This window comes from Streptomyces sp. GC420 (assembly GCF_009916105.1).
Taxonomy (GTDB): Bacteria; Actinomycetota; Actinomycetes; order Streptomycetales; family Streptomycetaceae; genus Streptomyces.
In genome coordinates, this window is sequence record NZ_JAAAXQ010000058.1 from 1 (window position 1) to 22226 (window position 22226).

General features: G+C 71.4%; 22 protein-coding genes and 1 tRNA gene. 8 read left to right on the forward strand and 15 right to left on the reverse strand.

What is annotated here, in order from left to right:
* On the forward strand, positions 1 to 1105 hold a 1105-nt coding region (locus GUY61_RS10205; RefSeq protein ID WP_279576786.1), incomplete at its 5' end, for a rhodanese-like domain-containing protein.
* Positions 1102 to 1848: a sulfite exporter TauE/SafE family protein gene (locus GUY61_RS10210; RefSeq protein ID WP_166629765.1), complete on the forward strand. Its 747-nt coding sequence runs from the start codon at positions 1102 to 1104 to the stop codon at positions 1846 to 1848. The genes GUY61_RS10205 and GUY61_RS10210, both read left to right, overlap by 4 nt.
* Positions 1849 to 1974: 126 nt before the next feature.
* Here the strand turns inward: GUY61_RS10210 and GUY61_RS10215 are convergent, their stop codons facing one another.
* On the reverse strand, positions 1975 to 2286 hold the full coding sequence (locus tag GUY61_RS10215) for a metal-sensitive transcriptional regulator (RefSeq protein WP_166629766.1): 312 nt from the start codon (positions 2284 to 2286) through the stop codon (positions 1975 to 1977).
* Between the two features lie 207 nt (positions 2287 to 2493).
* Positions 2494 to 2567: transfer RNA gene (locus GUY61_RS10220), tRNA-Pro, on the reverse strand.
* A gap of 107 nt (positions 2568 to 2674) precedes the next feature.
* Between GUY61_RS10220 and GUY61_RS10225 the strand changes: the two genes are divergently transcribed.
* A complete protein-coding gene (locus GUY61_RS10225; RefSeq protein WP_166629767.1) occupies positions 2675 to 3163 on the forward strand; it encodes a DUF309 domain-containing protein in 489 nt (162 codons plus the stop codon).
* 176 nt (positions 3164 to 3339) lie between these two features.
* On the opposite strand, the gene GUY61_RS10230 is transcribed toward GUY61_RS10225, so the two are convergent.
* Positions 3340 to 3753, reverse strand: coding sequence for an organic hydroperoxide resistance protein (locus tag GUY61_RS10230; RefSeq protein ID WP_166629785.1), 414 nt, complete (start codon positions 3751 to 3753; stop codon positions 3340 to 3342).
* 98 nt (positions 3754 to 3851) lie between these two features.
* On the opposite strand from GUY61_RS10230, the gene GUY61_RS10235 reads away from it, so the two are divergent.
* Positions 3852 to 4394, forward strand: a complete 543-nt coding sequence (locus GUY61_RS10235; protein ID WP_166629768.1) for a MarR family winged helix-turn-helix transcriptional regulator — start codon at positions 3852 to 3854, stop codon at positions 4392 to 4394.
* A 48-nt stretch (positions 4395 to 4442) separates the two neighbouring features.
* Here the strand turns inward: GUY61_RS10235 and GUY61_RS40005 are convergent, their stop codons facing one another.
* The 12 genes from GUY61_RS40005 to GUY61_RS10305 all read right to left on the reverse strand — a co-directional run bounded on the left by GUY61_RS40005 (position 4443) and on the right by GUY61_RS10305 (position 17478).
* A complete protein-coding gene (locus GUY61_RS40005; RefSeq protein ID WP_313896604.1) occupies positions 4443 to 5084 on the reverse strand; it encodes a hypothetical protein in 642 nt (213 codons plus the stop codon).
* The gene (locus GUY61_RS10250; RefSeq protein ID WP_166629769.1) at positions 5081 to 6208 is read right to left on the reverse strand and encodes an aminotransferase class I/II-fold pyridoxal phosphate-dependent enzyme; all 1128 of its coding nucleotides are present in this window, start codon (positions 6206 to 6208) and stop codon (positions 5081 to 5083) included. Before GUY61_RS10250 ends, GUY61_RS40005 begins: the two co-directional genes overlap by 4 nt.
* Before the next feature lie 46 nt (positions 6209 to 6254).
* Entirely contained in the window at positions 6255 to 7244 is a 990-nt protein-coding gene (locus GUY61_RS10255) for an aldo/keto reductase family protein (RefSeq protein ID WP_166629770.1), read from the reverse strand.
* Positions 7241 to 9328 (reverse strand): molybdopterin-dependent oxidoreductase, encoded by a 2088-nt coding sequence (locus tag GUY61_RS10260; protein WP_166629771.1) that lies wholly within the window; start codon positions 9326 to 9328, stop codon positions 7241 to 7243. Before GUY61_RS10260 ends, GUY61_RS10255 begins: the two co-directional genes overlap by 4 nt.
* Positions 9325 to 10248: a diaminopimelate epimerase gene (gene dapF, locus GUY61_RS10265; protein ID WP_166629772.1), complete on the reverse strand. Its 924-nt coding sequence runs from the start codon at positions 10246 to 10248 to the stop codon at positions 9325 to 9327. The genes GUY61_RS10260 and dapF overlap by 4 nt, the downstream gene beginning before the upstream one ends.
* Positions 10233 to 10472 carry a 2OG-Fe dioxygenase family protein gene (locus GUY61_RS10270; protein ID WP_243766336.1) on the reverse strand — a complete coding sequence of 80 codons (240 nt, stop codon included), beginning with the start codon at positions 10470 to 10472 and terminating at the stop codon, positions 10233 to 10235. The genes dapF and GUY61_RS10270 overlap by 16 nt, the downstream gene beginning before the upstream one ends.
* 157 nt (positions 10473 to 10629) lie before the next feature.
* Positions 10630 to 11559 carry a DMT family transporter gene (locus tag GUY61_RS10275; RefSeq protein WP_398954943.1) on the reverse strand — a complete coding sequence of 310 codons (930 nt, stop codon included), beginning with the start codon at positions 11557 to 11559 and terminating at the stop codon, positions 10630 to 10632.
* 498 nt (positions 11560 to 12057) lie between these two features.
* Complete coding sequence (locus GUY61_RS10280) at positions 12058 to 12246, reverse strand: hypothetical protein (RefSeq protein WP_166629764.1); 189 nt, start codon at positions 12244 to 12246, stop codon at positions 12058 to 12060.
* Positions 12247 to 12530: 284 nt separating this feature from the next.
* Entirely contained in the window at positions 12531 to 14006 is a 1476-nt protein-coding gene (locus tag GUY61_RS10290; protein WP_166629774.1) for an AlkA N-terminal domain-containing protein, read from the reverse strand.
* Positions 14007 to 14169: 163 nt separating this feature from the next.
* Entirely contained in the window at positions 14170 to 15174 is a 1005-nt protein-coding gene (locus GUY61_RS10295) for an asparaginase (protein WP_166629775.1), read from the reverse strand.
* A gap of 52 nt (positions 15175 to 15226) precedes the next feature.
* Positions 15227 to 15907, reverse strand: coding sequence for a FadR/GntR family transcriptional regulator (locus GUY61_RS10300; protein WP_166629787.1), 681 nt, complete (start codon positions 15905 to 15907; stop codon positions 15227 to 15229).
* 224 nt (positions 15908 to 16131) lie between these two features.
* Entirely contained in the window at positions 16132 to 17478 is a 1347-nt protein-coding gene (locus tag GUY61_RS10305; protein WP_166629776.1) for a diacylglycerol kinase family protein, read from the reverse strand.
* 536 nt (positions 17479 to 18014) lie between these two features.
* Between GUY61_RS10305 and GUY61_RS10310 the strand changes: the two genes are divergently transcribed.
* Genes GUY61_RS10310 through GUY61_RS10325 form a run of 4 tightly spaced genes read left to right on the forward strand, consistent with a single transcriptional unit; the run spans position 18015 to position 22205 of the window.
* Positions 18015 to 19241, forward strand: a complete 1227-nt coding sequence (locus tag GUY61_RS10310; RefSeq protein WP_313896605.1) for an ABC transporter substrate-binding protein — start codon at positions 18015 to 18017, stop codon at positions 19239 to 19241.
* Complete coding sequence (locus tag GUY61_RS10315) at positions 19241 to 20146, forward strand: carbohydrate ABC transporter permease (protein ID WP_166629777.1); 906 nt, start codon at positions 19241 to 19243, stop codon at positions 20144 to 20146. The genes GUY61_RS10310 and GUY61_RS10315 overlap by 1 nt, the downstream gene beginning before the upstream one ends.
* Entirely contained in the window at positions 20146 to 20979 is an 834-nt protein-coding gene (locus GUY61_RS10320) for a carbohydrate ABC transporter permease (RefSeq protein WP_166629778.1), read from the forward strand. Before GUY61_RS10315 ends, GUY61_RS10320 begins: the two co-directional genes overlap by 1 nt.
* A 35-nt stretch (positions 20980 to 21014) precedes the next feature.
* The gene (locus GUY61_RS10325; protein ID WP_166629779.1) at positions 21015 to 22205 is read left to right on the forward strand and encodes an ABC transporter ATP-binding protein; all 1191 of its coding nucleotides are present in this window, start codon (positions 21015 to 21017) and stop codon (positions 22203 to 22205) included.
* Positions 22206 to 22226: the final 21 nt, after the last annotated feature.

Below are 22226 nucleotides of genomic sequence, written 5' to 3' on the forward strand. Positions count from 1 at the left end.
GACCCCGCCCGCCGTCGCGGACCCCGGGGAGATCGCCGCCCGGCTGGCCGCGGGCGAGTGGGTCGTCGACCTCCGCAACCGAGTCGCGTTCTCCGAGGGCCATGTCGCCGGATCGTTCAACTTCGAACTCGAGGGCCAGCTCGCGACGTACCTGGCTTGGCTGATTCCGTGGGGCAAGCCGGTCACGCTGCTCGCGGAGTCGCCCCGGCAGCTCGCCGACGCCCAGCGTGAGCTCGTCCGCGTGGGCATCGACCGGCCCGCCGCCGCGGCGACCGGCTCCCCCGCCGACTGGGTCGGGCCCGGCGAGAGCCCGCGGTCCTTCCGCCGCGCCGCCTTCGCGGACCTGGCGGCGCGGCCCGCGGGGCAGAACGTCGTCCTCGATGTGCGGCGCGACGCGGAGCGCGCCACCGGCCATGTCGCGGGCTCGGTGCACATCCCGATCCACCAGTTGCGCGGCCGGCTCTCCGAGGTGCCGCCGGGGACCGTCTGGGTGCACTGCGCCGGAGGGATGCGGGCGGCCGTCGCCGCCTCCCTGCTGGACGCCTCGGGGCGGGACGTCGTGGCGATCGACGACGACCTCGACGGCGCACGCGACGCCGGCCTCCTGGAGTCCGGGCCCCCGGCCTCCGCCCGGGCGGACGAGACCACCGGAAACGGCGCGCACGCCACCAACGGCGGGAGCACCGACAGTGCGGGCGGCGGGAGCAGCGAGGCCGGCGCGGACACGGGGACCACGAGGGCGGCCACCGATACCGCGGGCTCTGCCCGGATCTCCCCCGACCAGGCCCGGGAGCGCACCGGGCCGTCCGGTGACGCCGTACTGCTCGACGTGCGTGAGGCGGACGAGTGGGCCGAGGAGCACGCCCCCGGCGCCGTACCGGCACCGCTGTCGGCCCTCGCCGCGGGCGGGCCGCTGCCGCCCGCCGCTCAGGGCCGTCCGCTGATCGTGATCTGCCGTTCCGGCCGCCGCTCCCTGGACGCCGTCAGGCTGCTCGCCGAGCGCGGCTTCGAAGCGGTCGACGTCGCGGGCGGCATGATCGCCTGGGCCGAAGCGGGTCTTCCCGTCGTGACGGACGAGTACGGCGACGGTGGCACGGCCGCGTGACCGAGCTCGTTCTCGCTCTGGTCGCGGGGGCCGTCACCGGTCTCGCGCTCGGGGCCCTGGGAGGCGGGGGCAGTGTGCTCGCCGTTCCCGCGCTGGTCTATCTGCTCGGCTTCACCCCGGCCGCCGCCGGCACCGCGAGCCTGATCATCGTGACGGTCACCTCCGCCGGCGCGCTGTACGCGCACGCGCGGGACGGACAAGTGCGCTGGCGTACGGGGCTGCTGTTCTCGGCGGCGGGCCTGCTCCCGGCGATGCTGGGCGGCATGGCCGCCGGGCGGCTGCCCTCGGCCGCGCTGACCGTGGCGTTCGCGGTGATCGCCGCCGCCGCCGCGCTCCGTATGCTTCGACCCGCCGCTCCCGCGCACGCGGACCATGTGGTACGGCCCGGCCGGGCCGCCGCGGCCGGGGCCGGGCTCGGCGCCGTGACCGGGGTGCTGGGCGTGGGCGGCGGATTCCTCGCCGTGCCCGCCCTGGTGGGCGTCCTGGGCCTGCGGATGCGTCAGGCAGTCGGAACCGGCCTGCTGGTGATCATCGTCAATTCGGTGGCCGCGCTGACGGTACGGGCCGGAACTGCGGGCGCCGTGGACTGGGCGGTCGTCGCACCGTTCACCGCGGCGGCGGTCCTCGGCGCCTGGGACGGCAAACGCCTGGCGACGAAGGTCTCCGGGGCCGGGCTCCAGCGCATCTTCGCCCGGGTGCTGCTCGCGGTGGCCGCGTTCATGGTCGTCGACGTAGCGGTCTGAAGCCGGTGCGGACCCGTGCGCCGCATACCGGCGCGGCACACCCGGGCGGGTCGGCGCGTCACACCCCGGCGCCGCCGCGTCTGCTGCGCCGCCGCGTCTCCGGCGTCGGCGCACCTTCCGTGCGGCTCAGGCCAGCGACAGGAACAGCTTCTCGAGCCGGGCGCGCATCTGCTCCTTGCTCTCGCCGCCGTTCCCCCCGTTGCTCGCGGAGTTCTTCGCACCGTCCTCGGAATCGATCAGGCACTGCTGCAGACCGGTCGCGATGATCGCGAATCCGGCCCGGTCCAGCGCACGGGAGGCAGCGGCAAGCTGGGTGACGACGTCTTCGCAGTCGCGCCCTTCCTCGATCATCCGGATCACTCCGGAGATCTGCCCCTGGGCCCGGCGCAGCCGGTTCAGCACCGCCTTCAGCTCCGCACCCTCGAACTCCAGCTCCACGGCAACTCCTCACTTATACCCTTACGGGTATTTTACTCCCCCTTGGGCCGCGCCACGGGACCCCGAAAGAACCAAGCATCCCATCCCGCGGGAACATTCCCTCCCCCGAGTCCGAAGGCGGACCGGAACCAATCCCGCCGCTGCCGGAAACGACCGGAGGCCGCTCCGGATACCCGAAACGGCCTCTGATTCCACGACTTCGAAAAGTCGGGACGACAGGATTTGAACCTGCGACCCCTTGACCCCCAGTCAAGTGCGCTACCAAGCTGCGCCACGTCCCGTTGCGCGTTCCACCCGGCTTCCGCGAGGTGATCGCGCAGGGAAAACATTACCGCACCTCGCGGGTCCCCCGTTCCACGGCCTCCCACGCCCCGGGGACAATCGGGCCATGGCTGACGTACGGCGGGACCGGGATGCCGAGGGACGGGCGCGCAACGCGCGGCCGAGGGACGGGCTGGGGCGGCCGCTGCCGTACGGGGCCGAGGGGGTGGAGCGCCAGCCCGAGGGCGTGGTGCGCACGCCGTCGCAGACGGTGGCGGAGGCGCAGCACCTGCTGGACGCGGGAAAGCCGTTCCACGCGCACGAGGTGTTCGAGGACGCGTGGAAGTCCGGGCCCGAGACGGAACGCGCCCTGTGGCGCGGTCTGGCCCAGCTCGCGGTGGGCCTGACCCACGCGGCCCGGGGCAACCGGCGGGGCGGGGCCCGTCTGCTGCTGCGCGGGGCCGCCGGGATCGCCGGGTACGCGGACGACCGGCCGTACGGGATCGACGTGGCCGGGCTTTCCGAGTGGGCCCGGCGGCTCGCCGCGCGGGTGGAGTGCGGCGAGGACGTCGACCCGAAGGGCGCGGCGCCGAGACTGACCGGAAAGGCCGCCTGACGACTCCCCGGACCGTTCCGGCCACGAACCGGAGGCCGCCGACCGGGGGCCGGGACCGGGACCGGGAGGCAGAAGCACCCCGAAGCACCTGAGCGCATGCCCGGGGCCCGGCCGCCCATGGGGTGGTGAGCGTCCGGGCCCCGGAGTCCGGTGGGCGCCGCGGCGCCGGCCGCCGGCTACTCGATGACGAGTTCGACCGGGATGTTTCCGCGGGTCGCCTTGGAGTACGGGCAGTAGGCGTGGGCCTTCTTGAGGAGCGTCCGGCCCGGCTCACCATCCAGGTGCTCGGGCAGTTCCACGCGCAGGGTGACGGCGAGCGCGAAGCCGCCGTCCGTGTCCTTGCCGATGCCGACCTCGGCGGTCACCGAGGCGTCCTTGACGTCGATCTTCTCCTGGCGGGCGATGGCACCCATGGCGCTGGCGAAGCACGCGGCGTATCCGGCGGCGAAGAGCTGCTCGGGGTTGGTGCCCTGGCCGTTGCCGCCGAGAGCCTGCGGGAAGGCGAGCGGCAGGTCGATACGGCCGTCGCTGCTGACGGCACGGCCTTCGCGGCCGTTGGCGGTGGCGACTGCGGTGTAGAGCGCGTCCATGGTTTCCATCTCTCCTCGTTGTCGGGGTCGACGACGACAACTAAAGCACACAACTCAATTGTGTACAACTGAATATCGGTCACGCTACCCTGTGAGGCATGGACACGAAGGAGCAGAGCGCCGTGACGACCGTGCGGGACGAGGAGTTCCTCCGTCTCGACAACCAGATCTGCTTCTCCCTGCACGCCGCCTCGCGGGCGTTCAACGGCCTCTACCGCGTGCTGCTGAAGGACCTCGGGCTGACCTATCCGCAGTACCTGGTGATGCTGGTGCTCTGGGAGCACGGCGAACTGCCGGTCAAGACGATCGGTGAACACCTCCGACTGGACTCGGGCACGCTGTCGCCGCTGCTCAAGCGGCTGGAGGCGGCGGGCCACGTGGAGCGCAGGCGCAGCCCCGAGGACGAGCGTTCCGTCACCGTGCGCCCCACCGCTTCCGGCACCGCGCTGCGAGAGGAGGCGCTCCGGGTGCCCCGCAGAATCGGTGCCTCGACCGGTCTCTCGCTCGCCGAGATCGGGCAGCTCCGGGCCCGGCTCGACGCGCTCACGGCCACGCTGGACGAGGCCGCGCTGCGTGCCGCCGCCGGTGACTGCGCGGCGGACGGTGGAGACGCGGCGGACGGGAAGAGCGGCCGACCGTGAGTGCCGCCGGCCGCCGCCGAACTCACGGTCGGCCGGCAGCCGTCGGCCTCAGCCGTCCGTCAGACCGGTGACCCTCATCGTGATGCTGAGCCGCCCGCTCGCCAGCCCGGTGGCCGGGTCGCATGTGCCGGACAGGCCCCTGGGAACCGTTCCTGTGGGCTGAGCAGGATTGAATCCGCTCAGCCGCACGCCGCGAACGGTCTTGGGCGCACTGGTCCCCGGCGTACTCAACCCCGGGGCGGCGACACGGATCCTGTCCGTGGTCCGATCCCGGGAGGCCGGCCCCCTCACGACCCGGCCGGACGGATACGGCCGGAGGCGGGCGGGGAGGCCCCGAACCACCACTGCGGTGGAGCGGGGGCCCCGCACTCCCCCGGCTACCGCCGGGGGTGCCCAGGCGCCATACCCGGCGGCCGCGTCCATCAGGAGGTAGGAGGCGATGATGCGTGGCTGCCCGCGGGCGGGGTTGCGGGGCGCGACTCCAGCGATCTTCACTCCGGTGTACGAGGCTGTCGTGGACGGCATCAGCAACAGCTGGCCCGCGTCGACGTCGAGCACGGTGCGGGGGATGTCCGCTTCGGGGTCCAGCCCGGCGCGCAGGGCTTGTTCCACTGCCCGAATGGCCAGTGGCATGGGCAGGCGGCGCGCCAGTTCTCCGGCGTCGATCAGTGAGAGCGCGGCGGGGTTCACGCACTCAGTTCCTTCAGAACATGTGAAGCCCTCTCCAGAGCGGCTGCCAGTTGGGCCGGCTCCTGCCCGTAGGTGAACCGGAGGTGGTTTTCGGTTCCGAAATGGGCCCCGGCGCCGACCAGCACGCCGCCGCGGGCATGCAGTGCCTCGGCGACTTCGGTGCTGGGCAGGTCCAGGTGGTAACGGACGAATGCCAGGGAGGTGGCCTGGGGCGGCACGGCCGACAGTAACTGGTCATGGGAGTCGATCCATTGCTGCATCTGGGTCCAGCTCTCGCGGAGGAAGCCGCGGTAGCGGTTCAGCAGCCGGGTGCGGGTGGCGGGATTGAGCGCCAGTTCCGCGAGGGCCATTGCAGGCCCTGCCGCGGAGACGGTGGTGTATTCGTGCCGCTGGCGAAGCCGCGCCGTGAGCGCGGGAGGTGCGATCAGCCAGCCGAGACGCAGACCCGGCATGCCGAACGCCTTGGAGAGGCTGCCGACGCACACGACTCGCTCGTACCGCCCCCAGAAGCTGGGACTGGCCTTCTCGGTGTGGAGTTCGGTGCCGCGGTGCACTTCATCGGAGAGCACCCACGCACCTACTCGGTCCGCGATGGAGGTGATCGCCCGTATCTCCTCCTCGGTGAGGATGGTGCCCGCCGGGTTGTTGGGGGTCGTCACCGAGATTGCCCGGGTTCCCGGATGAACCATGTTTGCCAGCGCGTCGATGTCGGGTCGCCAGCCGCGCTGCGGGTCCAGTGGGAGGTCCTCGACGACGGCGCCCCGGTTGAGGGCGGCACCCCAGACTTGACGGTAGCCCGGTGACATGGTCACCACATGGTCCCCGGGTCGGATGAGGGTCTCGACGGCGACAGTGTTGGCCTCTGCCGCCCCGACGGTGACGATGACCTCCGAGGCATAGTCCGTGCTGCCGGCGTGCCACTGCGCTGTCTGCGCGCGCAGTTGGTCCGTGCCGCATGTGGGCGGGTAGCTCAGCTCGCTGTCGAGAAGTCGGCTCAGTGACTGCTCGCTGTCCACGAGGTCGCGCAGCCGGATCGGCCGGCAGCCGCTGTCGGCCAGGCTGTATGTGGCCGTGGCTCCCAGTCTCCCCTGCCATTCCAGCAGTTCGAACGGGGTGAAGGTCATGGATATCCCCCAGGGACTCGGTGGAATGAACGCATGGGAGGTGGCATTACTCGGCGCTGTCCACCTTGGCTGGATCTCGTTCGACGACCGGGCCGAGGACGGTGTCGATGCGATGCATCAGCGCCGGGTCGATACGGATGCCCGCAGCCTTCACCGTGTCGTGAATCTGCTCCGGCCGGGAGGCACCCACGATGGCCGCGGCGACGTTGGGGTTCTGCAGTGTCCAGGCGACAGCGAGCTGAGCCTGGGTCAGGCCCAGCTCCTGAGCGATGGGGGTGAGCTGCTGCACCCTCTCCAGCACCTCGTCACGCAGGAAGGTCTTCACCCAGCCGGAGCCCGTCTCGTCCGTGGCCCGCGATCCTGCGGGCGGAGGATGACCGGGCAGGTACTTGCCGGTGAGTACGCCCTGGGCGAGGGGCGACCAGACGATCTGGCTGAGCCCCTCCCGTTCGCACAGAGGCACGACCTCTTCCTCGATGACACGCCAGAGCATCGAGTACTGGGGCTGGTTGGACACGAACCGGTCCAGGCCGAGTTCGCCGGCGAGTTTCGTGGCCTGCGCGATCTGGTCCGTGGTCCACTCCGAGACGCCGATGTAGAGGACCTTGCCCTGCCGGATGAGGTCGTCGAAGGTCTTGAGGGTCTCCTCCAGCGGAGTCCGGTGATCGAAGCGATGTGCCTGGTACAGGTCGACGTAGTCGGTGCCCAGTCTCGACAGCGAGCCGTTGATGGCCTCCGTGATGTGCTTGCGGGACAGGCCGCTGTCGTTCGGTCCGGTACCGGTCGGGAAGAACACCTTGGTGGAGATCACCAGGGACTCGCGACGCCGGCCTTTCAGCGCCCTGCCGAGTACGGCCTCGGCGGCTGTGCCCGCGTACACGTCGGCCGTGTCGAACGTGGTGATTCCGGCGTCCAGCGCCGCGTGGACGCACTGGACGGCCTGGTCGTCGTTGATCTGGGCGCCGTGGGTGAGCCAGTTGCCGTAGGCGATCTCGCTGACTTGAAGCCCGCTACGGCCCAGTTGTCTGAATTTCATCCGCAACCCTCACTACTGTCGTCCTTGCGCGGAGGCAGGGGTGTGATCCGTACGCGGTTGTCGTGGAAGACCGCTCCGCCGCCCATGTCCGCATCCCGTTCGTCGACGGTGGCGTTCGGGCCGGAGCCGCCAGTCAGCTTGGGCCAGTGGCCCTTGGTCGTCATTGCGACTCCCGGGCGTACGACGTCGTCGATCTTGGCCAGGGCTTCGAACGCGCCTCGGCTGTTGCCCACCCTGACGCGGTCACCGGTCGCGATGCCGCTCGCCGCAGCGTCCTTCGGGTGCAGCACGACATACGGCGGGCCGGCGCGGCGGCGCAGCGCCGGCTTGTTCCCGAAGACGGTATTGAGGAAGAAGCGGGACGCCACGGAGACGAGGACACAGGGGAAGGACCGTGCCAGTTCGGCGTCACTGGTCTCCGCGGCCGGGACGTATCCGGCCACGGCGTCGAAGCCGTCCGCCTGGGCGGTCTCCGAGACGAACTCGAGTTTCCCCGAGAGGGTGGGGAATCCATGGACGAAGGGTACGAACCCCGTGGGGTAGGAGAGCCGCGCCCATCCTCTGTCGCGCAGTGTGTCCACGGTGATGCCGGCCAGGGACGGGTGCCGGGAGTCGAGGAGTTCGTTCGCCAATTCTTCGTCGCTGGCGTACAGCGCCGGTTCCGTCAGATTCATGGCCCGGGCCAGGCGCCGGAACGTCTCAGTGGTGGACAGGCACTCCCCGGGCGGGGCAACCGCCGGTTCGTTCCAGGTGATGTACAGGTGGCCGTAGCCGTCATGCACATCCAGGTGCTCGGGCTGCATGGTGGCGGGCAGCACGATGTCGGCGTAGTCGGCGGTGTCGGTCTGGAAGTGGTCCATGACCACGGTGAAGAGGTCTTCCCGGGCCAGGCCCTGGCGGATTCTGTTCTGGTCGGGGGAACTGGCCAGCGGGTTGGCGCCGTAGACGATGAGTGCTTCGACGGGCGGATCGTCCACGTCCAGCAGCCCTTCGGCCAACCGCGTCATGGACAGGCTCCGCACGGGACGGGTCAGCAGGTCGTCCCGGTAGAGGGCCTCGCGGTTCCCGCCGAAGTAGCCGTCGGTCGAGTAGAGCAGACCGCCGCCGGGTCGCCGCCAGTCGCCGGTCACGGCGGGCAGGCAGGCGAGAGTTCGCAGCGCGGTGCCGCCCCCGGCGTGGCGCTGGATGCCCTGCGATACCCGGATGGCGGTGGGCCGGCTGTTGGCAATGCGCCGTCCGAGCCGGACGATCTCCTCCTCGGCCACCCCCGTTTCCCGCGCCGTGAGCCGCGGGCTGAACTCCAGCACTCTCTTCCGGAACGCTTCCCACCCCACGGTGCAGGTGCCCAGGTATTCCCGGTCCTCGGCACCCTCCTGGAGAACCACGTGCATGAGGCCCAGGGCGAGCGCCGCGTCCGTGCCCGGAAGGGGCGCGATGTGTTCGTCGGCCTGGGCGGCCGTACGGCTGCGGACCGGGTCGATGACGACGACATGTGCGCCATCGCGCCGTGCCCGCTGGATTACCTTCCACAGGTGGTGGTGGGTGGTGAGGGGATTGCTCCCCCACAGGAGAATCAGCCGGGAATGCACCAGGTTCTCCGGGTCGATGCCCGTGCTGGTGCCGAGTGTGTACTGGAGTCCGGCGAGACCGGCGATCGAGCAGATCGTCATGTCGTGGCGCGAAGCACCCAGTACGTTCCAAAGCCTGCTGCCGGCCCGCCCCTGGAGCCCTTGGAGGAAGCCGAGAGTGCCGGTGCCCTGGTACGGCCAGATCGCCTCGCCACCATGGCGTTCGATGGCTTCCGTCAGCCGCCGCGCGATCTCCGCGAGTGCGCTGTCCCAGCTGATGCGTTCGAACCGGCCCTCGCCCTTGCGGCCGATGCGCCGCATGGGGTGAAGCAGTCGGTCGGGCGCGCGGGTGTGCTCCAGGAACTGGTTGACCTTCACGCACAGGGTGCCCCTGGTGTACGGATGGTCCGGGGTGCCGCGCAGTGCGACAGCCTCGCCGTCCCGGACCGTCACTTGCCAACTGCAGCCGTCCGGGCAGTCCAATGGGCATGCCCCGGGGACTTGTGTGACGCTCATGCGTCCCTCCTGCGAGACAGCTCCGGAACTGGGCGCCGACCGGTCAACTCCGAGCGCAATGAGGGCGAGAGACATCCCCTCATCACTTCCCGCGCGGTTCCGGTCAAGCTGACTCTGCCGTCCCGCGCCACGATCACGTCGGCTTCACCACCCGGCATGCGGACTCTCACGTCGCGGCCGACCAGGCCGCGCGCGTACGCCACGGCCGCTGCGGCACACGCACCGCTCCCGGAAGCGGGTACATGGCCGGCGGCCCGCTCCCAGAGCACGGTGTCCAGCGTGTGGTCGTCGTGTATGCGCACGAACTCCACGTTGGTGCCCTCGGGATAGCGCGGATGCCAGGCCAGGGCGGGGCCCAGGCGCTGAGCCAGCTCTCCGTCGATCCGGTCCCTGAACACGACGGTGTGCGGAACGCCCAGGTGCAGGTCGGTGACCGTGACCACCTCATCCGGCCCTCCACCGGCAACGGGGACGGCAACGCCAGCGGCGCCGCTGTCCCCGTTGCCCTCTGCGGAGGTGAAATGCGGCAGCCCCATGTCCACGCGCACCAGGCCGCTGACGAAATCCACGATCCGGACCTCCGCGTCGCCGCCTCGTGTCCGTACCGTGAACGGCCTGCCCGCACGCCACTGCTCGACGTAGCGCTCGGCGAGGTACAGGGCGAACATGCGCAGTCCGTTGCCGCTCATCCCGCACTCGCTCCCGTCCGCGTTGAAAATGCGCAGGGACACTGGAGTGTCGGGCTTGGCGGGTTCCAGCGGCCCGAAGATCAGCCCGTCCGCACCCACTCCGTGGTGCCGGTCGCAGAGCAGGCGGACGGCCTCGGGGGCGGGCTCGGGGCCGAGGTCCGTATCGCCGTATCGGGGGTCGACGATCAGGTAGTCGTTGCCCAGCGCCTGGTACTTCACGAAGTCGACCATGAGCTGCCCGTCGCGGCGGGCCAGTTCTTCGGGCTGTTGGCGAGGGCCGCCACGTCGTGCTCGTCGCCGTACCACTTCTCCTTCCAGCGGGAGAAAGCGATGATCACGATGTCCCGGTGGCCGGGCCCGCCGTCGGCGGAAGTCACGTCCGTAACGTCGTGTTGGAGCGCCCTGTCGTCCAGCAGGACGGCCTGTCCGGCCGCCAGTGTGCCCGTCCATCGCATCAAGAGGTTGACGTGGCAGGGGGTCTTGACGTGGCTGGTATGAGGATGAGTGTCTACTGAAAGCTGATGGCGCGATGCGCATCATCCGCTACTGGTAGTGATGGAGGGCGGTGGGCCCCAACGGCCCACCGCCCTCGTTGTGCATGGTGCGTCGGCGTCAGTCCCTGGTCCGCATGGCCGGATGCGACGTGCGCTGACCGTGGTCAGCACCTGGGCCGGGCGTCCTTCGCGAAGCCGCTCGGCCGGACCCCTCGTCGGCTGCCAGGAAGAGCACGGCGAACATCAGCAGGGCCGTGCCGGTGAGGACGATCGCGTTGAGCCGCTCACCGAAGACCAGGATGCCGATGACCGCCGCGGTGAGCGGCTCGACCAGGGCGACCACGGACGCCGTGGTCGCCCGTACGACACCGAGGCCGACAAAGAACAACGTGTACGCCAGAGCCGTCGGCACCGCCCCCACATAGAGGATCAGCCCCAGAGTCCATGCCGGACGCTCCATGTCGGGCAGCAAGCCCTCCGGCAGAGCCATCGGCAGAAGGCAGACCGTGCCCACCGCGAAGCCGGTCACCGTGGACTCGAACGCGCCCCCGGTGTTCTCTCGGCCGGAGAAGCGGCCCAGCAGAGTCACGCCCGCGTAGCCGACCGCGGAGAGTAGCGCGTATCCGATGCCCAGAAGGGGAGCCGGGCCGGTGCTGCCGTCTGCTCCCCCCATCAGCAGCACCAGGCCGGCGACGCCGCTCGCCACTGCGGCGGTTCCGGCGACGCCGGTGCGCTCGCCCAGCGTGAGCCGGGCTCCAACGGCGACCAGAACCGGACCCGATCCCAGGGTCACCACCGTGGCCACGGTCAGTCCGGCCTGCTGCACGGAGGCGAAGTAGGCCGTCTGGTACACCGCCAGCCCGAAGCCAGTGATCAGAGCTCGCCGCGGGTTCGCCGCGAACGTTGCGCGCAGCGACAGCGCCGTCTCCGGCCGCCGGGACCGTCGGACCAGGTGAGCTGCCAGGAGCAGCCCCAGTCCGGTGAGGAACCGCCAGAAGGAAACGGAGATGGGGCCGATTCCTCCGACGTCGTACAGTTCGGCGGCCACAGCGCCGCCAGTGCCCCATGCTGTGGCCGCAATCGCGACGTAGAGAACACCCTGCCGAACGGGCAGGGCAGAAGAGGACTGCAACTGAGATCTCCTCGATTGATTGCCATCACGATGTCCCCGTGGGCAACCCGCGCAGCCACCCTGGCAACCCGGGATGGCTTTGCGTGACTGCCCGCCTTAAGCGGCGGGCGGCGGAGGTGTCAGAAACAGCTGCATGTGATCATCCTACCCAGCAAGGGGGCGCGCGTCCCAGCATGGGCTTCCAATGTGGCCCAGATGCGGTCGACCTGGTTGTCCGACGGCAGCCGAACTACACGGCCGTTGAGAGTTGTCAGGCGGGCTGCAATCCGCCAGCACGAACGCCCTCGAACAGACGCCAGAAGCGACGAAGATCCCGCACGATCACCACGCTCGCTGGGATCTCGTCAACCGAGGGTCTGTCAAACGAACGGGTCTGGCCCGTACTCGGTGGTGACGCCGGGTAGGCGTCCGTGATCACGGTCGCGTGCTGGTTCTGATTTCCCTTGTGGCGACGGTGTCTTCGGGGCTGTCGGCGTTGATCGTGGAACATCTGGCGAACGGCGGTGACATGGTGGTGATCACGGCCCGCACCCGGGAGAACGGGGTGCCGTGCCCGTCATGAGACAGATGCACGGGCGCGCCGGATTCAACCTCCTCCGCCACCGCAGCCTCCTGCCCTGACAAACACTCAACGTCACCACCGACTACGGGCCAGACCCGTTCTATTGCTCTATTCACAGTCCCCAACCCCGTGGTACGCGTACCGCGACGGCGGCCGGGTCGAACCGTCCACTCGGGGAACGAGGGCCCGCTCGCCCAGCGGCGGCAGGCCGCCACCAGCTCGCGCTGCCGCCCGGGAGCGAGCCGGCCGGGTACGTGCACCGAGCCCGGCGCGAGCACCCGCCGGGGCCGGGGGTCCGGGGGCGGCGGGAACAGCGTGTCCTCACTCATGCCGCCCTCCACAGGTGGTGCATGGCGTACGAGCGCCAGGGCCGCCAGGCCTGCGAGTCCTCCAGGGACACGCCGGCGCGGCGGGCGCCGGCCCGTACGGCGGTGTCCCCCTCCAGCAGTACGTCGGGATCGCCGAGGGCCCGCATCCGGATGTACCCGGCCGTCCACGGTCCGATGCCGGGCACCCTCAGCAGTTCCTTCTCGGCGCGGTCGCGGTCGGCTCCCGGGTCCAGGACGACCGTGCCCTCGGCGAGCGCGGCACCGAGGGCCCGCAGGGTGAGGCGGCGCGGCCCGGGCAGGGTGAGTTCCTCCAGGGACGCGTCGGCGAGGTCCTCGGCGCGCGGGAAGAGATGGGTGAGCCCGCCGCTCGCGGCGGGGAGCGGTTCGCCGTACACGCGGACCAGCGCGGCACCGAGCCTCCGCCCGGCGCCGAGGGTGACCTGCCGGCCGAGCACGGCGCGGACGGCGAGCTCATGGGGGTCGGCGGCGCCGGGCGAGCGCAACCCGGGGCGGGCCGCGACGAGCGGCGCGAGTGCGGGCGCGCCGCGAAGGCGTTCGTCGACGGCCCAGGGGTCGGCGTCCAGGTCGAACAGGCGGCGCATCCGCTGCGCGGCGGTGGTCAGGTCGCGAAGCTCGGCGAGGTGGAGCCGGCATTCGAGCCACCCGCCCGCCGCGCCGGTCCCGCCTGTCCCGCCCGCGCTGCCGGCCCGGTGCTCGCCGACTTCCGCGATGCCGGGGCCGTGCGGAAGGCGCAGGGTGCGCCGGAAGGTGCGGGCCCCGCGCTCCCCGGTCACTTCCTCGACGCCCGGGACGGCGCGGTCGGCGAGGTCGTCGAAGAGTTCCGCACCGGCGAAGGGACCGCGGAAGGCGAGGCGCAGCGGGATCCCGGCGCCCGCCCCGGACGCGGACCTGACGCGCGTGCGGGCGGCCCTCAGCCCGGTCGGGGTGAGGGCGTAGATCTCCCTGATGGTGTCGTTGAACTGCCGCACGCTCGCGAACCCGGCCGCGAACGCGATGTCGGCGGCGCGCAGTTCGGTCGTCTGGAGCAGGATGCGTGCGGTGTGGGCGCGCTGGGCGCGGGCGAGCGCGACGGGTCCTGCGCCGAGTTCCGCGTTGAGCTGCCGCTGCACCTGCCGTGCGCTGTAGCCGAGCCGCGCCGCGAGTCCCGCCACACCGTCGCGGTCCACGACTCCGTCACCGATCAGCCGCATCGCCCGGCCGACGACGTCCGCCCGCGCGTTCCACTCGGCGGACCCGGGCACCGCGTCCGGCCGGCACCGTCGGCAGGCCCGGAACCCAGCGCCCTGCGCGGCCGCCGCGGTGGCGAAGAACCGGACGTTGTGCCGCCTGGGGGTGGTCGCGGGACAACTCGGCCTGCAGTAGATCCCGGTCGTGCTCACGGCGAAGAAGAACTCCCCGTCGAACCGGGCGTCCCGGCTGCACACCGCCTCGTACCTGCTGTCCTCGGTCATCACGCCCTCCACTGTGCCCCTCCGGCACCCGAAGCGCTGGCGGAAATCGGACGTGGCATCCGGCCGGACGGCGGGCCCCCGCCCTACCAGAACCGCCCAGGCGTGCACGCAGGCAGGGCCGGAAGCGGCGGGCCCGCCGACCCGCCCCGCGAAAACGCGGGCGTCAGGCCAGGGCACCCGCCGCGTGGAGGCTGCCCACGACCGCGGCTCCGCCGTACACCGGCGTACGGGCGAACTCGTCGAGCAGGTCCCGGTCGACACCGCATCGGACGAGAGCCGCCGCCGTGACGGGCATGCGTGCGCGGTCGCCGCCGTCGGCGATCTTGACGCCGACGGCGCGGCCGTCCGGCAGGGCGGCGATCTGCACGCCCTCGAAGCCGTCCTTGGCGAGCAGGCCGGGCACGGCCCGCATCAGCCGGGCCACGTCGCGTCCGGTGCCGGAGGCCATCTCCGGGTGTTCGCGCAGCGCGTCGGCGACGCGCCGCTCGGCCGTTCCGGGGGCGGCGGAGGCGATCCGGGCCGCGGCTCTGGTCAGGCCGAGCAGCGAGACGGAGAACAGGGGCGCCCCGCAGCCGTCGGCGGTGACCCGGGCCACGCCGTCGCCGGTGAGGTCCTCGACCGTTTCCGCGAGGGCCAGCTGGAGCGGGTGACCGGGGTCGAGGTAGTCGTCCTGGGACCAGCCGCGCAGCCGGGCGGTCATCAGCATCGCGGCATGCTTGCCCGAGCAGTTCTGTGCGAGCCTGCTCGGCCCCAGCCTGCGGCGCAGCCACTTCTCGCGTACGGCGAAGTCATAGGGCAGGTCGGCGGTGTTGCGCAGGTCGGCCTCGGTCAGGCCCGCGTCGGCGAGGATCCGGCGGGCGCCCGCGATGTGCTGCTCCTCGCCGGAGTGGCTGGCGGCGGCGAGGGCGAGCAGCCGCCCTTCGAGGGGCAGCCCGGCGCGGACCATCCCTGCCGCCTGTACGGGCTTGAGCGCGGACCGCGGGTAGAAGGCGGCACGGGCGTCTCCGGCGTGGAACTCCACCTTGCCGTCCGCGTCGAGGACGACGACCGAGCCGTGGTGGACGCCTTCGACGAGCCCGCCGCGTACGAGATGGGCCACGGGTACGTGCCGGGGCGGGCGCGCGGCGGGTGCCCTGCGGCGCGCGGTGACGGCGACGACGGCGCTCACCGCCGCGCTCCCCCGCCGGCGCGCACACGGATGCGTATCGGAAGTCTCTCGTTCACGTCTGGGAGCCGCCTTCCGCGGGCCGGTCCGTGCGCGCGGGGCGCACGATGGAGGTGAGGGTGGTCTCGACCCGGTCGAGATGGTGGGACATGGCCTCGACGGCGTCGTGCTCGGAGCCGTCGGCGAGGGCCTCGACGATCGCCCGGTGTTCGCGGTTGGACTGCTCGCGACGGCCGCCGAGTTCGTTGAGGAAGGCCGACTGCCGGCCCAGCGCGTCCCTGATCTCCTCGATGACCCGGCGGAAGACCGGGTTGCGGGACGCGGCGGCGACAGTGATGTGGAAGAGGGTGTCCATGGCAACCCACGCGGTGGTGTCGGTCTCCCGTTCCATCCGGTCCAGCAGATGCGCGAGGCGGTCCAGGTCCTCGGGGGTACGGCGCACCGCCGCGTACCCGGCGACCGGGATCTCCACATGCCGCCGAACCTCGAGGAGGTCGCTGGCCGTGTAGTCGCCGAAGGTGGGGTCCTCGACCGGTCCGGTGGACACCACAAAGGTGCCCTTGCCGGTGCGGGACGCCGTCAGGCCCATGACCTGGAGGGCGCGCAGCGCCTCGCGCAGGACGGGCCTGCTGACCTCCAGGCGGCGGCACAGCTCCGCCTCGGAGGGGAGCTTCTCGCCGATCGCGTAGTCGCCTCGTTCGATGGCGGTGCGCAGGTGGGTGAGCACCGCTTCCATCGCGCTGACGCGTCGCGGCACCCGGCCACCTGTCTGGCTGTCTGACAGGTTCACCCGAGGATGGTCGGGGGAACGCCTGTCGGATGTCAAGGCGCGTCAGGGCGTCGCTCCCCCGCGCTCCCCCGATGTTCCCCAGCATTCGGCACCCGCCCAGTGCACCGCCGGTGCACCCCGCCGGTGCACGTGTGCGGTGCCTGCCGCGTGTGCCGTGCCTGCCGCGCGCCTCAGTGCCGGTGTCTGGCCACCGCCGTGCGGCCCACCGTCGCCGCCAGCTTCCGCAGCCTGCGCCAGTCCATGGGCGGCTTCACCGCCGGGACGCCCGGCCGGTTCCCCGGGACCCGTACCCGCAGCGCGCCCGGCTCGATGCGGCAGTGCACGGGCACGGGCAGGACCAGCGCCTCGCCGTCGATCCCGACCTCGATCCGCGGGAGGTCGGCGTCCACGACGACCTCCCGCGCGGTCAGCACCGTCAGCCCCGCGGCCTGCCTGCCGCGCAGCAGTCCCGCGGCCTGGGCGGCGTTGTCGACCGTGACCCCGAGGACTCCGAGCGCTCCGGAGTCCAGCCGCTCGCGCAGTCCCAGCCCGGCCGGGTCGCCGGTGCGGTACGGATTGTTGCTCACCAGCACCGCCTGCGGGGCTTCGATCGTGGTGCCGGCGGCGTGCACGGTCAGCCGCGGGCCGCGCTGGCGGGTCAGCAGGTCGGGGAGCAGTTCCAGGATGGTGCGCACCTTCTCGCCGCGGTAGGCCGGGCTCTGCACGACGGCCGCGTACGCCCCGAACGAGGCGTTGTTGACGAAGGGGCGCCCGGCGGCGAAGCCAAGGTCGACGTGGACCTCCACCCCGTCGGTGAGGGCGTCGAGGGAGGCCGCAGGATTCTCGCGGTCCAGGCCGAGGTCCATCGCGAAGTGGTTGCGGGTCCCCGCGGAGATCACCAGGAACGGGAGGCCCCGCTCCGCCGCGACTCCGGCGACCAGGGCCTGGGTTCCGTCGCCGCCCGCCACGCCGAGGAGATCGGCTCCCGCGTCCGCCGCCTCGCGGGCCAGGGCGGCCACGTCCACGGGGCGGTCCGGGTCGAGCAGCACCACCTGCGCGCCGAGGGCCTCCGCCTTCTCCTTCAGTCCGAACCGCACCACCTTCCCGTCGCCGGAGCGGGGATTCATGATGAGGAACGGCCGCCGGGGTGCCGGCGTACGGTGCTCCGTCACGGGCACGGTGTGCGAGCCGGTGCTGGTGAGCGCGGCCCGGCCCGCCCAGACGGAGACCGCCCACAGCCCGAGGGACAGCACGACCAGCAACAGCATGTCCTCGGCGTCGAAGAACGCGACCACGGTGAGCGGGACCAGCACCGCGAGCACTCCCGCCGCCGCGCGGGTCAGGCCCCGGTGGGCCAGCACCCACCACAGCGCGGCGACGGTGGCGGTGACGCCGAAGAGCAGGACCGCCACCAGGATCAGGCTGTCCGCGCCGGCCCAGAGCAGGGGCAGCAGCACCGCCAGCACGGCGGCCGTCAACGACAGCCGTGCCGACCACCGCTGCGCGGCATGCGCGCGGTCGCCGGACTCCAGGACCATCGGGCCCTCCCGCCGGTCGGGGGCGCGGCACCCGGGCCCGGGCACCCGGTGTCCGCCCTGTTCAACGGCCCGCCATGCTAATCGGATTCCGGGGCGGAATGGTTTCCTCGGCGCGGCCGGTGTCCGTCGCCCGCCCGTCCCCTTCCCGCCGCGGCGTGTCCGGGGAGAGATCCGCGGCGGCGGCAGGGCGCGCCTCCGCCTCGCCGGGGAGATCCCCGCCCTCGAATGCGGCGTTTTGATGCCATATGTAATTGCTCTTGCCTTACATACTGTTGAACGTCCGCTGTGGAGTGAACCACCGCGGGACGTGAGTACGTGACCGCCGCCCCCGGAAGCGAGGTGTGGAGCGAGTGCACGCGAGGTCCGGCTTCCGGCAGACCCGAGGGTCCGGGCCCGCGGTGCGCGGAGTGCGGCGCGGGACGCCCGTGGGACCATCGCCACGGACACCACTGACTTCACGGACAACACAGGCTGCACGCACTCCCCGGAGGCCGCGCGCGTCCCGGTCGCTGCGGGGGCTGCGGACGTTCGCCGTGGTGCCGCTGCTCGCCTCGGTGCTCGCCGGCTGCGGCAGCGACGACACCTCCGGCCCGCCGACCCTGAACTGGTACAACTTCCCCGACGACTCCGGCGCGCTCCAGAAGGCCGCCGACTCCTGCGGCCGGGCCTCGGGCGGCCGCTACCGGATCAGCTACAACAAGCTGCCGCGCGCCGCCGACGGCCAGCGGGAACAGCTCGTCCGCAGGCTCGCCGCCGAGGACAGCTCGCTCGACATCCTGGGTCTGGACGTCACCTGGGCGGCGGAGTTCGCCGAGGCACGCTGGATCCGCGAGTGGACCGGCGAGGCGAAGGCGCGGGCCACGGCGGGCACCCTGCGCGTCCCGCTGCGGACCGCCACCTGGAAGGGCAGGCTGTACGCCGTCCCGTACAACACCAACACGCAGCTGCTCTGGTACCGCAAGGACCTGGTGCCCACCCCGCCCAGGACGTGGAGCGAGATGCTGGACATGTCCCGCGAGCTCGCGCGGGAGCGCAGACCGCACTACGTGGAGATCCAGGGCGCCCAGTACGAGGGCCTCACCGTCTGGTTCAACAGCCTCGTCAACAGCGCGGGCGGCTCCATCCTCAACAGCGCGGCCACGGCGCCCTCCCTCGGCCCGCCCGCCGTACGGGCCGCCGGGATCATGCGGGAGCTGGCGGACTCCCCCGCCGCGGATCCCTCCCTGCCCAACCAGATGGAGGACCAGAACCGCCTCGCCATGGAGGCGGGGACGGCCGCGTTCGAGATCAACTACCCGTTCGTCCATCCGTCGATGAAGGCGAACAACCCCCGGCTCTTCGAGGACTTCCGCTGGGCGCCGTATCCCCGGGTCGACGCAGACCGCCCCTCGCGCCCCACCATCGGCGGAATCGACCTGGCGGTCAGCGCCTACTCGCGTCACCCCGGACTCGCCTTCGAGGCCGCGCTGTGCCTGCGCAACCGGGAGAACCAGCTCGCCGCCGCGATCGAGGGCGGCCTGCCGCCCACCCTCCGCGGCCTGTACGACGAGCCGGAGTTCGTCAGGGACTACCCGTTCGCGAAAGAGGTGCTGGCCGCCCTGGAGTCGGCGAGCGTGCGCCCGCTCACCCCGGCCTACCAGAACGTGTCGATCGCGGTCTCCCACACTCTCTCCCCGCCGTCCGCGATCAGGCCGGAGAGTTCGGTCGACACCATCGAGGAACAGATCGACCAGGCCCTGCGGTCCGAGGGTGTGATCCCGTGATGACTCATCAGATCCCGCATGCTCCACGGTCCGCGGGCGCACGGCAGGAGCGGCGGCTCGGCTGGCTGCTGTGCGCGCCCGCGGTCGCCGTGATGGCCGCCGTCACCGCGTATCCCATCGGCTACGCGGTCTACCTCTCCCTGCAACGCTACGACCTGCGCTTCCCCGCGGACGCGGAGTTCATCGGCCTGGACAACTACGGGGCGGTGCTGGCCTCCCCGTTCTGGTGGGACGCCTTCTGGGTGACGCTGTTCATCACCGCGGTGTCCGTGAGCGTCGAGCTGGTGCTCGGCATGGGTCTCGCGCTGGTGATGCACCGTACCGTCTTCGGCCGCGGCACCGTCCGCACGTCGGTCCTCGTCCCGTACGGGATCGTCACGGTCGTCGCCGCCTTCTCCTGGCAGTACGCCTGGACACCGGACCTGGGGTACCTCGCCGAGCTGCTGCCGAGCGGCGAGGCCCCGCTCACGGAGCGGTGGCCCGCCCTGTGGCTGATCGTCCTCGCCGAGGTGTGGAAGACCACCCCGTTCATGGCACTGCTGCTGCTCGCCGGCCTCGCCCTCGTTCCCGAGGAGACCCTGCGGGCGGCCATGGTGGACGGCGCCACCGCGTGGCAGCGCTTCACCAGGGTGACCCTGCCGCTGATGAAACCGGCGATCCTGGTGGCCCTGCTGTTCCGCACGCTGGACGCTTTCCGGATCTTCGACAACATCTACATCCTGACCACCGGCGCCCAGGGGACCGGCTCCCTGTCGATCCTCGGGTACCACAACCTGTTCACCGCGCTGAACCTCGGGATCGGCTCGGCGATCTCGGTGCTGATCTTCATCTGCGTCGGGATCATCGCCTTCGCCTTCGTCAAGCTGTTCGGCGCGGCGGCGCCCGGTGCGGAGGTGAGGCGCTGATGGCCGCCGCGGGCAAGGCGCACGCCACCCGCTGGGCGGTGCTGAACGTGGTGGTGGTGCTGTACGCGCTGTTCCCCGTGTGGTGGATCGCGGCCCTGTCCTTCAAGGACCCGAGCACCCTCACGGACGGCAACTACATCCCGAGGAAATGGACCCTGGAGAACTACCGGGGGATCTTCGAGACCTCGGAGTTCACCCGAGCCCTCGTCAACTCCATCGGCATCGCGCTGATCGCCACGGCGATCGCGGTGGTGCTGGGCACCATGGCCGCGTACGCGGTGGCCAGGCTGCGTTTCCCCGGCAAGCAGGTGCTCATCGGCATGTCCCTGCTGATCGCCATGTTCCCCCCGATCTCGCTGGTGTCGCCGCTGTTCAGCATCGAGCGGATCCTGGGGATCTTCGACACCTGGATCGGGCTGATCGTTCCATACATGACCTTCTCGCTGCCGCTGGCGATCTACACCCTGTCGGCGTTCTTCCGGGAGATCCCCTGGGACCTGGAGAAGGCGGCCAAGGTGGACGGAGCCACACCGGCGCAGGCCTTCCGCCTCGTCATCGCGCCGCTGGCCGCCCCTGGCGTGTTCACCACGGCCATCCTCGTGTTCATCTTCTGCTGGAACGACTTCCTGTTCGCGATCTCGCTGACGTCCACCGAGAGCGCCCGCACCGTGCCCGCGGCGATCGCGTTCTTCACCGGGAGCTCCCAGTTCCAGCAGCCCACCGGTTCGATCGCCGCCGCCGCGGTGGTGATCACCGTCCCGATCATCGTTTTCGTCCTGCTCTTCCAGCGGCGGATCGTCGCCGGACTGACCTCGGGGGCGGTCAAGGGCTGACCGGAGCGCAAGGCACGAAGCAAGGAGGCAGCACCATGGCCGAGATCGTCCTCGAGGGAGTCACCAAGCGTTTTCCCGACGGCGCCCTCGCCGTGAAGGACGTGGACCTCGACATCGCCGACGGCGAGTTCGTGATCCTCGTCGGCCCCTCCGGCTGCGGCAAGTCCACCACCCTGAACATGATCGCCGGGCTGGAGGACATCACCGAGGGCACCCTGCGCATCGGCGGCCGGGTCGTCAACGACCTCGCGCCCAAGGACCGCGACATCGCCATGGTGTTCCAGAGCTACGCCCTCTACCCGCACATGAGCGTGCGGGAGAACATGGGCTTCGCGCTGCGCCTGGCCAAGGTCGACAAGGCGGCCGTCAACAGGAAGGTCGAGGAGGCCGCCCGCATCCTGGATCTGACGGAGCACCTGGACCGCAAGCCCGCCAACCTGTCGGGCGGCCAGCGGCAGCGGGTGGCGATGGGACGGGCCATCGTCCGCGACCCCCAGGCCTTCCTGATGGACGAACCGCTGTCCAACCTGGACGCCAAACTGCGGGTGCAGATGCGCACCCAGATCGCCCGGCTGCAACGGAGGCTCGGCACGACCACCGTGTACGTCACGCACGACCAGACCGAGGCGATGACCCTCGGCGACCGCGTCGTGGTCATGCGCCAGGGCGTCGTCCAGCAGGTCGGCTCACCCGCGCGGCTCTACGACCACCCGCGCAACCTCTTCGTCGCGGGCTTCATCGGCTCACCGGCGATGAACTTCCTGACGGCGGCCCTGGAGGGCGGCACACTGCGCTCGCCCCTCGGGCCGCTGCCCCTGGACGAGCGTACGTGGCGGGCCCTGGAGCGGCGGAACGCTCCCCGGGAAGTGATCGTCGGTCTGCGGCCCGAGGCCTTCGAGGACGCGGCCCTGTCACGGGGACGGGGCACGGGCGGCCCCCTGGTCACCGTCACCGTGGACGTCCTCGAGTCGCTGGGCTCCGACGTGTACGTCTACTTCGCGGCCGAGGGCGGACCGGCGACGACGGCCGAACTGGAGGAACTGGCGGCCGACTCGGGCCTGCGGGACACCGGCGCCGGGGCCGCCGAGCAGGTGGTGGCCCGCCTGGGCGCCGCGACCCGGGCCCGCGAGGGCGAACCCGTGGAACTGGAGGTCGACATGACCAAGGCGCATGTGTTCGACCCTGCGACCGGGGCGAACCTGACCCACCTCGAGGAGACCGGATAGCCGCCGGGACCGGGCGGCCGG